Origin of the sequence: Actinomadura citrea (assembly GCF_013409045.1) — a bacterium.
GTDB classification, from domain to species: Bacteria; Actinomycetota; Actinomycetes; order Streptosporangiales; family Streptosporangiaceae; genus Spirillospora; species Spirillospora citrea.
The window spans coordinates 3,561,187-3,574,902 of the sequence record NZ_JACCBT010000001.1 but is presented as its reverse complement, the minus strand read 5'-3'; the positions used below and the strand labels follow the sequence as shown (position 1 = coordinate 3,574,902).

General features: G+C 71.7%; 13 protein-coding genes. 3 read left to right on the top strand and 10 right to left on the bottom strand.

Annotated elements, in window-relative coordinates; all coding sequences use genetic code 11:
• Positions 1-77 precede the first annotated feature (77 nt).
• Positions 78-1,655, bottom strand: coding sequence for a VMAP-C domain-containing protein (locus BJ999_RS16865; protein WP_179834178.1), 1,578 nt, complete (start codon positions 1,653-1,655; stop codon positions 78-80).
• Between the two features lie 380 nt (positions 1,656-2,035).
• Between BJ999_RS16865 and BJ999_RS16860 the strand changes: the two genes are divergently transcribed.
• Positions 2,036-2,887: an effector-associated domain 2-containing protein gene (locus BJ999_RS16860; RefSeq protein ID WP_179834177.1), complete on the top strand. Its 852-nt coding sequence runs from the start codon at positions 2,036-2,038 to the stop codon at positions 2,885-2,887.
• A 44-nt stretch (positions 2,888-2,931) separates the two neighbouring features.
• Here BJ999_RS16860 and BJ999_RS16855 read toward each other — a convergent pair whose 3' ends face one another.
• From BJ999_RS16855 to BJ999_RS42980, 8 genes are read right to left on the bottom strand one after another with little or no spacing between them, the layout of a single operon-like run.
• Positions 2,932-4,116, bottom strand: a complete 1,185-nt coding sequence (locus BJ999_RS16855; RefSeq protein WP_179834176.1) for a cytochrome P450 — start codon at positions 4,114-4,116, stop codon at positions 2,932-2,934.
• Positions 4,113-4,817 carry a TcmI family type II polyketide cyclase gene (locus BJ999_RS16850; protein ID WP_179834175.1) on the bottom strand — a complete coding sequence of 235 codons (705 nt, stop codon included), beginning with the start codon at positions 4,815-4,817 and terminating at the stop codon, positions 4,113-4,115. The genes BJ999_RS16855 and BJ999_RS16850 overlap by 4 nt, the downstream gene beginning before the upstream one ends.
• A 52-nt stretch (positions 4,818-4,869) precedes the next feature.
• Positions 4,870-6,375 (bottom strand): methyltransferase, encoded by a 1,506-nt coding sequence (locus tag BJ999_RS16845; RefSeq protein WP_179834174.1) that lies wholly within the window; start codon positions 6,373-6,375, stop codon positions 4,870-4,872.
• Positions 6,372-6,650, bottom strand: a complete 279-nt coding sequence (locus BJ999_RS16840; RefSeq protein WP_179834173.1) for an acyl carrier protein — start codon at positions 6,648-6,650, stop codon at positions 6,372-6,374. Before BJ999_RS16840 ends, BJ999_RS16845 begins: the two co-directional genes overlap by 4 nt.
• A 1-nt stretch (position 6,651) precedes the next feature.
• A complete protein-coding gene (locus BJ999_RS16835) occupies positions 6,652-7,986 on the bottom strand; it encodes a ketosynthase chain-length factor (protein WP_179834172.1) in 1,335 nt (444 codons plus the stop codon).
• Entirely contained in the window at positions 7,983-9,266 is a 1,284-nt protein-coding gene (locus BJ999_RS16830; protein ID WP_179834171.1) for a beta-ketoacyl-[acyl-carrier-protein] synthase family protein, read from the bottom strand. The genes BJ999_RS16835 and BJ999_RS16830 overlap by 4 nt, the downstream gene beginning before the upstream one ends.
• The gene (locus tag BJ999_RS16825; protein ID WP_218935092.1) at positions 9,263-9,718 is read right to left on the bottom strand and encodes a cupin domain-containing protein; all 456 of its coding nucleotides are present in this window, start codon (positions 9,716-9,718) and stop codon (positions 9,263-9,265) included. The genes BJ999_RS16830 and BJ999_RS16825 overlap by 4 nt, the downstream gene beginning before the upstream one ends.
• On the bottom strand, positions 9,715-9,843 hold the full coding sequence (locus BJ999_RS42980) for a hypothetical protein (RefSeq protein WP_268247833.1): 129 nt from the start codon (positions 9,841-9,843) through the stop codon (positions 9,715-9,717). The genes BJ999_RS16825 and BJ999_RS42980 overlap by 4 nt, the downstream gene beginning before the upstream one ends.
• A 1,016-nt stretch (positions 9,844-10,859) precedes the next feature.
• On the opposite strand from BJ999_RS42980, the gene BJ999_RS16815 reads away from it, so the two are divergent.
• Positions 10,860-11,330, top strand: coding sequence for a hypothetical protein (locus BJ999_RS16815; RefSeq protein ID WP_179834170.1), 471 nt, complete (start codon positions 10,860-10,862; stop codon positions 11,328-11,330).
• Positions 11,331-11,368: 38 nt separating this feature from the next.
• On the opposite strand, the gene BJ999_RS16810 is transcribed toward BJ999_RS16815, so the two are convergent.
• A complete protein-coding gene (locus BJ999_RS16810) occupies positions 11,369-11,995 on the bottom strand; it encodes a maleylpyruvate isomerase family mycothiol-dependent enzyme (RefSeq protein WP_218935091.1) in 627 nt (208 codons plus the stop codon).
• A 277-nt stretch (positions 11,996-12,272) separates the two neighbouring features.
• Here BJ999_RS16810 and BJ999_RS16805 point away from each other — a divergent pair, with 277 nt between their 5' ends.
• Positions 12,273-13,709, top strand: a complete 1,437-nt coding sequence (locus BJ999_RS16805; protein ID WP_179834169.1) for an MFS transporter — start codon at positions 12,273-12,275, stop codon at positions 13,707-13,709.
• Positions 13,710-13,716: the final 7 nt, after the last annotated feature.

Genomic DNA, 13,716 nt, shown 5'->3' with positions numbered 1-13,716 from the left:
CTCCGGGGCGCCACTTCGCAAGGTTTGGAAGGAGCGTGGAGCGACCACGCCCTTTTACGGTCACATCACGTCGACCGTCACGTCCGGGATGCCGGAGCACGAAGAGCACGGGCATCGTCCAAGAAGTGATTCGGGTCATCCCATAGGAGGGTTAACTCCAGAGCAGAGCGACCATTGCGGTCATCGGACGGCGCGTTTCCCCGGAGCCGTCTGATGTCGGTCGGCAGCGCCCTGATGTCGGGACGATCGACGACCTGCCGCACCGCCTCCCGCATTTCCGAAGCGAGCTGATCCGCCCGGTGCCAGAGCACCACGGGCACCCCCGCGCGCAGCGCCTTCCAGAGTTCGCTCCGGCCGGGCTCGCGGTCGGGCGGACCGCTCAGCACGCACGCGACGATCTCGCGGCTGCTCAGCAGCCGATCGCCCATCGGACGCGGATGGGCGGGCTCCCCCGCGGCGGCCCAGTAGGTGAGGCCGTCGACGGCGTCGACGAGCACCTGCCAGCGCTGACGCCACGCGCGGTGGAGACCCAGGGCGCGCAGCCTCTCCTGACTCCGGACGAGGATCTCGTACTCCGCGCCGAGCGGCGGCGGATCCGGCATCCCGGAGGCGTCGCGCGTCCACTGGTCCACATCGAGATTGATCATGTCCAGCGGCAGCACGAACTCCAGCACCAGGGAGTCGTCGAGTTCGTAGGCCCAGCCCCGCTCGGCCTCGTGGATCAAAGCGCCGACGCGCTCGCGCACCGCGCTCAGCGGGACCACCTGGTCCTCCCCCGGCTCGGGGCGCCATTCGAGCGGATGGATCTGCCGCCAGTGCGAGAGCCGGCACATGACCTCGTCCTCGACGAGATCCGGGAGCGGTTCGAGCTGGATGATGAGGTAGATGGGCTTGTCGGCGCGCGTCGCGAGCACCCCGGAACGGTCGCGCATGCGGTCGAGGTAGTCGGCCTGGGGGACGTCGCCGGCGCCGCGCAGCTGCTCCGTCTGCATCGCCAGCCAGTCGCGCAGCCTCTTGAGGCGCCATGCCTCCTCGGTCCCGGCGCTTCCCGCCGTCTGCCGTGTCTGCATGGTCTGCAGCAGCATCGCGACGAATATCAGGTGCGGCGAGGGTTTCCCGGGCGCCGTGTTGTGGTCGAGGAGCGCGGAGAACGCGTCCCAGGCGTCGGTGAGCCGGAAGGGCACGGTGGCGATGCTGTTTCCGGTCGCGGCCACGTAGAGGCGGGTGAGGGACGGTATCCGCAGGCCGGTCAGCAGGTCCTCGATCTGTGTCTCGACGACCGGCTCCAGGTGGGCGCGGACCGGGCTCAGCATGCGCTTCAGGCGCGCCACGGCCGCGGTCGGGCCGGCCACGAACTCGACCGCGCGGACCAGCAACTGCAGCCCGTCGGGTATCTCCCGGCACGCGAGCACGAGGTGGTAGAGGTGATACCTCGGCTGCGGCAGCTCGGGTAACAGCAGCGGGGCGCGCACGTGCTCACTGATGTAGTGGGCGACGATGGAGCGCCCCGGCGCCTCCCGCATATCCGGTATGTCGGTGAGCAGCGCGACGATCTCGGCGGTGGTCTGCTCCGTGCGGACCTGCTCCTGCGCGTGCCCCAGCGACAGCGCCGCCGGGGGCACCAGGGCGGGTGACCTCGTCTCGTCGTCCGTCATGCGCCGTCACCGCCTCCCCGCCCCCGGCCGTTCCGCCAGTCAATGTAGGCCGCGACCACCCGGTGGTTCTGCGTCGCCGGACACAATGGGATTTACCACACCTCCGCAAGGGGCGCCCATTCGGCGGAGCGGCCGATCGGCACGCTACTTGCCGGAGCGAGCGCCATGCGTGCACCCTTGGGGGCAATCCAATCGTTCAAGGGGCATCACAGGTCATGCGGAACGGCTCCGGCGAAGCGGGGACAGGCTGGACCCCGACCGGCCATTGCACGCTCTTCGTCTGCGACATCATCAGTTTCGGCAAACGCGCCGACCACGTGCAAAGCCATCTGCGAACCGTCTTATACGAGGCCCTCCGGAGCTGTTTCGAGGCGTCGGGCATGCCTCTCGCAGGCTGCTACCAGGAGGACCGCGGCGACGGTGTCATCGTCGTGCTGCCGCCGTCCTACGATCCGGCCCGCCTCGCCCACCCGCTGCCCGACCACCTGCGCGGTTCCCTCCGCAGGCACAACGAACTGTCCGCCGAACACGCCCGGATGCGGCTGCGGATCGCGCTGCACAGCGGGCCGCTCGAATCGGATGCCAACGGGATCGTCGGCACCACCGTCAACCACGTCAACCGGCTCCTGGACGCGCCGTCCTTCAAGGAGGCCCTCGCCGCGATGCCGGCCGACCTGGGGGTCCTGGCGTCCGACGAGTTCTACCGCGCGGTGATCCGGGAGGGTCGCGGCGCCATCGACCCCACGGAGTTCCAGCCGATCGACGTGCGTCTCAAGGAGACGGAGACCACCGCCTGGCTCTGCCTACGGGCAACGCGCTCGCCGGCGCCGGCCGGGAACGCCGCGCAAGCGCCCGCCCCGGTGGGACCGCTTCCGGTCAGCGGCACCGAACCTCCCGCCCCCGGCCTCGGCGCGGGCCCCCGGGCGGATCGGGCGGACGCCAACGGTCTCCCCGCCCTCTTCGAGATCGTCGACCGGCTCATGGACATTCCGCTGCTGACGACGGCCGAGGGCCGGCAGCAGATCGTGGACGCCCTGCGCAAAGAGATCGCGATCCGCGTGCCGCGCCGCACGCAGCCCCATCTGGACGTCCACTCGATCGTCCGCACATGCTCGGAGTTCCCCGGTGGACTCCAGGAGTTCCTCGCGCTGGTCCACGCCTACGCCGGCGAGTCGTCGCAGGTCCAGGCACTGGACGACACGGTCGCGAGGCTGACCGGACGCGCCCCCTGATCTCACCGCGGAAGCCGCCGCTCCCCGCCGAGCGGGCCGCCGGGTCACCAGGTCACGGGCAGCTCCAAGGGGCCGTGGAAGAGGGAGTCCGTCCGCCACTGGACGGCCTCCGGGGGGACGGCCAGGCGCAGGTCGGGGAAGCGCCGCACCAAGGCGGCGAGGGCCGTCCGCATCTCGGTCCGGGCGAGTTGGGCGCCGATGCAGAAGTGGGGGCCGTGGCCGAACGTCAGGTGCTTGTTGTCGGTGCGGCCGAGGTCCGTCACCTCCGGATCGGTGAACAGGGCCGGATCGTGGTTGGCCGCGAGCGCCGACACCGCGACCGTGCTGCCGGCGGGGATCGGCACACCGCCGACCTCCACGTCCCGGAGCGCCAGGCGCGGGGTGCCGACCGGCACCGACGGCACCGTCCGCAGCAGCTCCTCCACCGCCGTCGCCACCAGATCCGGATCGCGGTGCAGCGCGGCGTACATCTCGGGGCGTGTCAGCAGGGCGTACACGCTCCGGGCGAGCTGGTTCATCGTGGGCCCGTGCCCGGCGATCAGCAGGGTGATCGCGAGTCTGACCAGCTCGGGTCCGGTGATCGGCTCCTCGCGGTCGCGCACGGTCAGCAGTTCGCTGACCAGGTCGTCGGCCGGTTCGGCGCGTCTGGCCGCGACCAGTTCGACGAAGTAGCGCTGGATCGCGGCCCGGGCCCGGTCGATCTCCTGGGGGGAGTGACCGCGCAGCGCCATGATCGCCTCGGCCCAGCCGCGGAAGGAGTCGCGGTCCTCGCGCGGGACGCCGAGCAGCTCGCAGATGTCGGTGAGCGGCAGCGGCGCGCACAGGGCCCGGACCAGGTCGGCCGGCGCCCCGTCCGCGGCCATCTCGTCCAGCAGTCCGTCGACGACCTCCGCGATGCCCGGCCGCATGGCCTCGACGCGGCGGCGGTTGAACGCCTGGGCGACCGCCCGCCGAAGCCGGGTGTGCTCGGGCGGATCCATCTCGAACAGGACCCTGCTGGAGCCGACCGGCTCCTGCGGCTCCGCGGGTGTGCGGGGCAGGAACGTCGCGGCACTGCTGAAGGCCGGGTCGCACAGCACGTGCTGCGCCTCGGCCGCCCGGGTCACCGCGTAACCGACGTCGCCCGACAGCATCCGCGCGCGGGCGACCGGGCCGGGGGCGCGGATGTCATTGATCAGCGGCGGCGTCGACCGGTCGCCGGCCTCGTCCAGGTCGGTCGGCTCGATCATCGCTCGACCTGCCCGGTGCTGGACGCCCCGGCCGTCCCGCCGTTCTCGGCCGGGCCTGCGTGGGGGGCGTTGATGCGCGTGCGGGTCGCGCGGACCTTGGCGTCCAGGTCGCGGAGCGCGGCGGCGAGCCCCCGGTGCTCGGGTGAGGCGAGGAAGCGTTCGTGGGCGTCCTCGTCGGCCCAGTCGCTGATCAGGTGGTAGGTGCCGGGGTCGGCGAGGTCGCGCGACAGCGACTGGGTGACGTGCCCCGGGTGGCGGGCGGCGACGGCGGCCATCTGCCGCCAGGTCCGCTCGAACTCCGTGCCGCGCGCCTCGTCCACGCGGATCTCCAGCAGCAGCCGGTACGTCGCCTGCAGCCGGTCGTCCGACCAGTGGTAGAACTCCTCGGCCTGTGCATGGCGCATGGCCGGGCGGTCCCTGTCGTACGGGACGAGCAGCGTGGCGAGTCTGGCGTTGATATCGCGGAACCCGGGGTCGTCGCCGGCGGCGTACAGGGCCTTCTCGAACGACGCGTCTCCTTCGACCAGGTGGATGTACAGGTCGTGGAACGTCAGCAGAGTGCGGCGCGTGACGCCGATGCGGCGGGGCAGGTCGGTGCGGTCGTGCTCGCGGAACACCGCCGCGACGGCGTCCCGGTCGCCGGGCGCGATCTTCCGGATCATGACCGCCCGGTGGGTCGGGGGCGGGGCCTGGAAAAGCATGCTCGTCCTCCTTGACATCGGGGATCGGCGGGCCCGGTTCACCGGCGCCCGGTCACGCGGCCTCCACGGGGCGGCATTCCAGGACGGTCCAGTGGCCCTCCCGGGGACGGTCGACCAGCGCGAACCCGCATCGCGCCAGCAGCCGCCGCCACTCCCCCGGCCGCCGCTCCCGGCCGCCGAACAGCACGAGCATGTCGAGGTCGAGGAACTTGGCGTGGTCCCAGCGGTTCCCCTCCGCCACCACGTGCTCGACGATGAACAGCCGCGCCTCGCGGCGGTCCCCGATCGCCCCGCGCACGGCGGTCAGCAGCTCGGCGGCCCGCTCGTCCGGCCAGTTGTGCAGGACGGCCTTGAGCACGTACGCGTCGCAGTCGTCCGGCAGCGGGTCGGTGAAGAAGTCGCCGGCGATCCGGGTGACGCGCTCGGCGACCCCCTGGGCGTCGAGCACCTCCGCCGCGGCCTTGACGGCGTACGGCCGTTCGAACAGCACGCCCGACGCGTCCGGCGCCCGCCGCAGGGCCGCCGCGAGGAAGTGGCCCTGCCCGCCGCCGATGTCGGCGATCCGGCCGAACCGCTCGGGCCCGACGACGTCCAGGTGCCGTTCGGTCTCCCAGCGGCCCAGCGTGGTCATGGTGCGGTCGAAGCGGGCGCCGTCCTCGGGGTTGTCCTCGAAGAAGCGCCAGATGTCGGTGCCCAGCGTCGGGACCGTCGCGGGCTCGCCGGTGCGGATGCTGTGCGCCAGCGCCCCGAACGGCTTCGTCACGAACGACCGCGTGCTGTGCAGGACCAGAGGCAGCAGGCTGTAGGGGTCGTCGGCGCGCAGGCCGTCGCCCAGCGGTGTGCTCGCGAACCGTCCGTCCGGCTGCTCCTCCAGGATCCCGACGGAGGCGGCGCAGCGCAGCAGGCGGTAGAGCGCGTCCGGAACGGTGTCGGTGGCCGTGGCCAGTTCGGTGACGGAACGCGGCCCGGACGCGGTCAGATCAGCCACGCCCAGTTCCGCCAGCGTGCTCACCACCGCGGCCAGCCGCATCCCGCACGTCAGATACAGCAGGCGTTGCGCGTGGAGGTCGCCGGGCCCGTACCCGCCGGATCCGTCCGTGCCGGGGGCCTTGCGTGCACGGTCCTCCAGGACCGCCTTGATGTGCGCCATCTGCTCGACGGTGCCGCGGTTGATGCGGTCGCGCATCGCGTCCTCGCCGATCGGGGAGTCCGGCCTCATCGCGAACTCCTGCGTCCACCGCATCAGCACGCCGGCCGTCTGCTGGCGGTACTCCCAGGAGATGTTCATGAACACGAACGGCCCGGTCTCCACCCGGTGGGCGCGGACGGTGCGGGTCTCGGGGTCGGGGGTGCGCCGGGACACCCACGACCAGACGTTGCCCTGCTCGTCCGGGTGGGTGGTGAGCCGGAACATCACCGAGGGGCCGTCCCGCTCGATGATCTCCACGGCGGCGTACTCGGTGAACAGGTCCGGCCACCCCGCCACGTCGTTGGTGTGCTCCCACACCAGCTCCATGGGCGCGTCCACCAGGATCTCGTTGTCGGTGCTCACGGTCATCGCCGGGCCTCCCCGTCCCCCGTCGCGGCCTGGTTGAGGCAGCGGAGCATCTCGGCGGGCGTCCCCAGGGCGAACAGCCTGTCCTCGTCGAGTTCCAGGCCGAAGCGCTCGACCATCCGCGCGGAGACCTCCATCATCGCGACGGAGTCGTAGCCGAGATCGGTGAACGCGCGGTCGGCGATGTCGCCGGCGAGGTCGACTCCGTCGACCTCGCCGGCGCAGGCGCGCAGGACGATCACCAGGTCGGTCAGGGTTATCGGGCCGTCTTGGGCCATTTCAGCTCCTGGGGTCGGTTCCGGGAAGGGCATGGGGGGTCCGTGTGTCGCGTGGTTCGGCCGCGGCCGGGGTCACGCGCGGGCAGGCGGCCAGGACGAGGGCGCTGTTGAACCCGCCCTCGCCGCGCGCGAGGATCAGCGCATGGTCGATGCGGGCGGGCCGGGGGCGTCCGGTGACCAGGTCGAGTCCGTAGGACGGATCGGGCCGGACCTCGGCGGTCGGCGGGATCATCCCGTCGCGCATGGCCAGCAGGCAGGTCGCGACGTCGACGGCGGCGCCGCCCGCCGACATCCGCCCGGTCATCGCCTTGGGCGCGGTCACCGGCACGCCGCCGGCGCCGAACAGCCCGGCGAGCACCTCGGCCTCGACGCGGTCGCGCATCGCGCTCCCCGCGGCGTCCGCGAACACCACGTCGATCCGCTCGGGGGCGAGGCCGGCGTCGGCGAGGGCGAGCGCGGCGGCGTTGCGCAGCGTCGCCGGGCGGCTCGACCCCGGCGGCGGGTCCATCGTCGCGGCGTACCCGGCGACCCGCCCGTACCGGTGACGGGCGCCGCGGGCGCGGGCATGGCGCTCGCGTTCCAGCACGAGGATCGCGCCGCCCTCGGCGATGACATGTCCGGAGGCGTCGGCGGCGAAGGGGCGGTAGGCGCCGGCGGGGTCGTCGCCCGCGGACAGCTGCGGAGCGGTCGGCGCGTCCCGGCCGGCCGACATCGCGGTCACCCCCCACGAGCACACCGGGGCCTCGAATCCCCCGGTCAGCACACCGTCGGCGCCCTTGCGCAGCACCCTGCACGCCTGCCCGATCGCGTCCAGGCCGCCGGCCTGACCGCTGATCAGGACGCCGCAGGGGCCGCGCAGCCCGTGGCGGATGGAGATCTGACCGGTGTTGACCGCGTAGAACCACGCGTACGACTGGTACGCGCTGACCTTCTTCGGCCCCATCGACCACAGCTTGCGCAGCTCGTTCTCACCGAACTCGAACCCGCCGGCCGAGTTGGCCAGCACGACGCCGTACCGCAGCGACTCCTCGGGGGACGGTGACAACCCGGCGTCGGTGATCGCCCATTCGGCGGCGGTCAGGGCCAGCTGGGTGAGGCGGTCGGTCTGCGGCAGCAGCCGTCCCGGGAGGTGGTCGCGCGGAACGAATCCGGGGACCTCGCCGGAGAGCCGCACCGGGTAGCCGCTCGGGTCGAACCGGGTGATGGGCCCGATCGCGATGCGGCCGGTGAGCGTCGCCTCCCAGTGCCGCTCGGCGCCCAGGCCGCTCGGCGAGACCACGCCCAGCCCGGTGATGACCGCCTGGTCGTCCTCGGCGGCCGTCGCGGCCCCGGTCATCCCCGCCACCTTCCCGGGGCGCTGAGCACCATCGCGCTCTGGAAGCCGCCGAACCCGCTGCCGACGGTGAGCACCGTGTCGACCCGCTGCTTCCGTGCCGTCACCGGAACGTAGTCCAGGTCGCATTCGGGATCGCGATGCCGGAGGTTCGCGGTGGGCGGGACGAGGTCGTGCTCGATCGCCAGCGCGCTCGCCGCCACCTCGATCGCCCCGATCGCGCCGAGCGAGTGGCCCACCACCGACTTGATGGAGCTGACCGGCAGCCGGTAGGCGTGCTCCGGGCCGAGAGCGAGTTTGAAGGCGGCCGTCTCGTGCCGGTCGTTCTGCCTGGTGCCCGACCCGTGCGCGTTGATGTAGTCGACGCCCTCCACGGGGACGTCCGCCTCGTCCAGCGCCTTTCTGATCGCCGCCGCCATCTCGGCCCCGTCGGGCCGCAGCCCGGTCATGTGGAAGGCGTTGCTCCGGGACGCGAACCCGCGGATCTCCGCATGCACGTGCGCGCCCCGCCCGTGGGCCGCCGCGGCGTCCTCCAGCACCAGCATCGCCGCGCCCTCGCCGAGCACGAACCCCGCCCGGGTGGCGTCGAACGGGCGGCAGGCCCGCTCGGGATCGTCGTTGTCCGGGGACGTCGCCCGGATCGCGTCGAAGCAGGCCACCGTGATCGGGGAGATGGGGGCCTCGCACGCCCCCGCCAGCACCACGTCCGCTGCGCCGTCGCGGATGATCTCCACACCGTGCGCGACGGCGTCCAGTCCGGAGGTGCATCCGGTCGACACCACGCAGGCGGGACCCTCCGCGCCGACGTCCCACGCGACCTCGCGGACCAGGGACGTCGGGACGAGGTAGTCGGGCAGGTGCGGCGAGCCGTAGGACGGATCCACCACCGCGAGACGGCCGCTGTCGCTGACCACGCTGTACTCGCGTTCGAGCGAGACGGTGCAGCCGACCGCGCTGCCGACGACCACGCCGGTGCGGGCCGGGTCGAGGTCGCCGGACCGGAGCCCGCAGCCGGCCAGGGCCTCGCGCGCGGCGACGAGGGCGAACTGGGCGGCGCGGTCCATCCGGCGCCGCTGCCGGGGCGTCAGCCCGTGCCCCGCGGCGTCGAAGTCGATCTCCGCCGCCATCCGGGACCGGTACGGCCCCGGATCGAACACGGTGATCGTGCGGAAGGTGGGCGTCCCGCCGGTGACGGTCTCCCAGAAACCGCTCGTGCCCGGGGCGCCCGGCGTCAGGACCCCGATCCCGATGATCGCCACGGGGCGGGCCGGCCGCCCGCTCATGCCGGCTCCCGCGCGCCCGCCGCAGCGGAGAGGGCCGTGTCCACCGACGGCGGCGGCCCATCGCCGTGCGGCTCCGCGGTCTCCACATGGCCCATGTCGGGGCTCGGGGCCAGCGGCCCGAGGAACAGCACGGCCGTCACCGGACGGTCGCCCCGGTTCTCGTAGCGGTGCCGGGCACCACGGCGGATCAGCACCGACTCCCGGGCGTCCACGACCTGCTCGGCACCGTTGACGGTGAGGACGAGGCATCCGTCGGAGACGTAGACGTGCTCATCCGTGTACGGATGGTAATGCTCGCTGACCCGCTCCCCCGGCTGGAGTTCGAGCAGCGCCATGAGGCCCGCCGTCGTCCGGGCCGTGCCGGGCGACAGGAGCATCCGGATGCTGCCGCCGAGCCGGTGGTTCGGTTCGACCTCGCGGGCGCGGACCTTGACGGCTTCGAGGGCGGTCACGTTCCCTGGCCCCGCCTTCCGCTCAGCATCGGGCCGTCCGGGACGGGCAGCGCGACCGATTCGGCCCGCGTCTGATCGCTCTGCTCGACGGCGTGCGTTTCCTGGGACCTGGGGGTGCGGGTCATAGGGGGTTTTGTCCTTCCTGGTCGGCGCCGGCCCCTCGCCTTGTTCGGCTGCCGAGCGTGACCGGTACGCCTTTGGAGATCGATGGTGAGCGCCGTGTCGGGGCCTTCCCGCCGGGGGAGGCACGTGCGCTCGATCCGGGCTCGCTCCTTTCAGGGAACCGCGCGGACTCTCTTCTTTATAGCCAATAGCCAACGATCAATGACAAGGCATAGGTAGATTGTTGCGAGATCCTCGGAGGGCAGTTCTTCTGAAATCCGGATCGAGCGCGCCATCACGCCCCCACCCCCGAAGGGTGTTCATTTTCGGCCGTTTGCCCTACATGTCCCAGCCGGGCACCTTGCCAGACGACTACAGTTTCGCCGGATATACGGCTGACGGTGTCGCCGATCGCGACTACGTGGATCATCGCCTCTGACCTGGCGAGGAGGTCTCGCGATGGCATGCTGGACACGGGTGGATGCATGAGCCGACTCAAGCATCTCCCCGTAACCCAACGGCATTCGAAGGCACAGAAAGTCACAGGCGCAGGACTTTTGAGGAAATGGTCTCCACGTCACTGCCCAAGAAAGCTCCGCGCAGTGACGAAATACTTGGGTCGGCACGAAACCAGCCGCTCGAATAGGGATGGACGACCGGCTCTCCGCTGCGAGTCGCGGACCGAACGAGCAAGGGCGCCCGCCTGACCGTCACGCGGCGACGGCACACCGATAAGGGTGACCCGAGCGACGGGCGCCGGTGTGAGATCCAGAGTGATCTTGGGCGGCAGCCATGACCGCCGAGGGCCCGGAAATGACCGAAGACCAGGTGGACCTTAAAGCCGAGGCCCCCATTCCGCCCGGCTCTACGACTACATTCCCGGCAGCAAGGACAACTGTCCGGCGGACCGCGAGGCCGCGACGAGCGTCGCCGGACGCAGACGGTGGGCGGCGACGCCGGTCCCCGGTTCGCCGAGCGCTTTCACCGGCGTGGGCCGCTGTACGAGAATCGGGCGACCGCCGTGTGGAGGAGTGATCGAGTGAAGCCGTCCGTCCCGTATGTCATGCCCGAGGCGAGGGCGCAGGCCGTCGCCCTCGTCGCCGAGGGCGACGTGATTCCCGCCGTCAGGCTGATCCGGCAGGCCACCGGGCTGGGCCTCAAGGAGGCCAAGGACTACGTGGACGGTCTCAAGGGGGAGGCGTACGCCCGGACAGTGCCGGGCGACGTCCAGGCCAAGGCCCGCGCGATGATCGCTCAGGGCAGGTGGAAGGACGCGGCGAAGTTCGTCCGGCAGGAGACCTCCCTCGGGCTGAGGGCCGCCAAAGACTATGTCGACGCCGTCCGTGCGGGATGGATCCCCGCAGAGCCGCCCACGGACCGGCCCATGCTCTCGGAGCGGGTACGGGCCTTCAAGACCGCCGGCGACTACGAGTCGGCCTTGGCGCTCGTCTGCGCCGAGACCGGCATGGAGCGGGAGGAGGCGCGACGCTTCATCGACGCTCTCCGCTAGCCGGGACGCGCAACGCAACCCGCCTGGGTCGCCGACGGTCAGGCGGACGTCGCCAGGGTGGAGACGCCCGGTCCGGAGAGATCGTTCAGCGCCACGTTGCGGCCGGAGATCGCCAGGAGCAGCGAGAGGGCGGTTCCGCTCACTTCCGGGCCGTCACCGATCGCGAGGTCGGCGTCCGTCGCCGTCAGGCGGAAACGGGCCGTCAACTCCTTGGCTCCGCCGAAGGACGCCGGCGTGCGGGCCTGCAGGCGGAGCCCCCTGACGACCGCCTGCCGCGGGTAGGCGTGGACGATGCCCAAGGGCCTGCGGATGTCCTCGCCGTGGACGACCTCTTCGACGAGCCGGCTGTCGAGCGGCGCCGGAGGGGTCGCCCTGAGCGTCGCCACCTGGCGGAGCCGTTCCAGAGTCTCCTGGGGTGAGGCACCGCGTTCGCGCTCCACGCCTTGGGTGTTCTGACGGTCGAAGTCGAACCGGGCCCGAGCGAGGCGGACGACGAAACCGAAGCGGGTCGTGCGGGCCGTGTCGACCAGGTGGGCCACCACGTCGTGCACCGTCCACCCGTCGCACAGGGACGGTTCCTCCCACTGATCGGCATCGAGGTGCGAGAGGTCGTCGATCAGCGCCGCACGCTCCGCATGCACCATCGGCCACACATCGTTCTTCACGGCTTCTCCTTCGGTCACCGGCCGGTCCGCAATGAGGACCCGCGGCCCGGCGAGAACTCATCGCTCGGAGAGCCGACACCGCTGAAGCGAGCCGTGGCCTGCGGCTTCGCGGCCGGGCCGGGCGGAAGATGTGTCGCTTGACACACCGGATCGGCCCCGCCTAACCTCCCGTCAACCGACAGGCACAGACGAAGACACCCCTGTCAGTGGTCTTCGTCTGTGCCTTCAGTCATTCCCGGACCGCTGGCAAGGGTTTCAACCCCGAAAGGCGGCGGGCATGAACGACGGCCCTGCGAGCACGAGAACGGCGGTCATCCGCAGCGCGGCGGACGCGGCCGGCCTCATCGACACCCTCACGAGTCTGCGCGGCCGCGCGAACTGGATCTGGTTCCTGGCCCTGTCGGGCCTGTTCCTGGACGCCTACTCCAACGCGGCGCTGGGCGCGGGGCTGTCCCCCATGGTCGAGCAGCTGGATCTGTCGCCCACGCAGGTCAGCGTGCTCACCGCGATGGCCCCGGCCATCGCGATCGTCTCCAATCCCTTCGGCGGCTGGCTCGCCGCCCGGATCGGACGGATCAGGCCCCTGCTGATGACGAAGGTCATCTTCGGGATCGGCGCGGTCCTGACCGCGGTCGGCTCGGACTTCCAGACCGTCTTCGCCGGACGGGCCCTGGTGGGCGTCGCCTACGGCATCGACTTCGCCGTGGCGATGGCGCTGCTCGCCGAGTACACCCCGTCCTCGCTCAAGGGCAGGCTCAACTTCTGGCAGGGCGTCTGGTACCTGGCGACGACCACCAACCTCGCGCTCACGCTGCTGTTCTACAAGCTCGACGTCGGCTCCGACATCTGGCGGTGGTCGGTGGGCTCGGCGGTCGTCTTCGCCGCGGCGCTGTTCGTCCTCCAGATGGCCTTCCTGGTGGAGAGCCCGACCTGGCTGGCGTCCAAGGGCCGGCTGCGGGAGAGCGCCGCGAACCTGCGCCGCCTGTACGGAGTGAAGGCGAAGGAGGGCCCGCTGGACACCCCGCAGGCCCGGGAGGCGCGCCACCAGGTCGGCGTCCGGGACGCGGGGGTGCTGTTCCGCGGCGCTTACCTGCCCCGGACCGTGCTGTCGACGGTGATCTCCCTGACCCAGTCCATGCAGTACTTCGCCGTCGGCTGGTACCTGCCGGTGATCAGCCTGGAGCTGTTCGGCAAGGAGTTCGAGAAGGCGACCGCGGGCTCGATGGCGTTCAACGCGGTCGGCATCGCCGGCGGGTGCCTGTCGGCCTACTTCGGCCGCCGGCTCGGCCTGCGGGTGAGCTCGGCGGCCGGGTACGCCGTAGTGTTCGTCGCGCTGCTGGTCATGGGCGCGACCTTCAAGCAGCTCCCGATCGCGCTGGCCGCCGCGCTGCCGGTGCTGTTCATCTTCTTCCACTCCGCCGGCCCCGGCCCCAACGGCAAGTCGATCGCCGCGCTGTCGTACCGCAGCGACATCCGCACCCTCGGCACCGGCGTGACCGGGATGCTCGGCAGCTTCGGGTCGGTCGCGGGCCTGTACGTGTTCCCGCAGCTCCAGGCCGCGTTCGGGGTCGGCGCCAGCCTGATGGTCCTGTCGGCGGTGCCGCTGGTCGGCCTCGCCACCTGCGTGATCGTCAAGTGGGACCCGACGCGCGTCGCGGTGAACCTGGAAGAGGAGCCCGTCCGGCTGGAGCGGCGCGAAACGGTGCCGGTCTGAGCGCGGG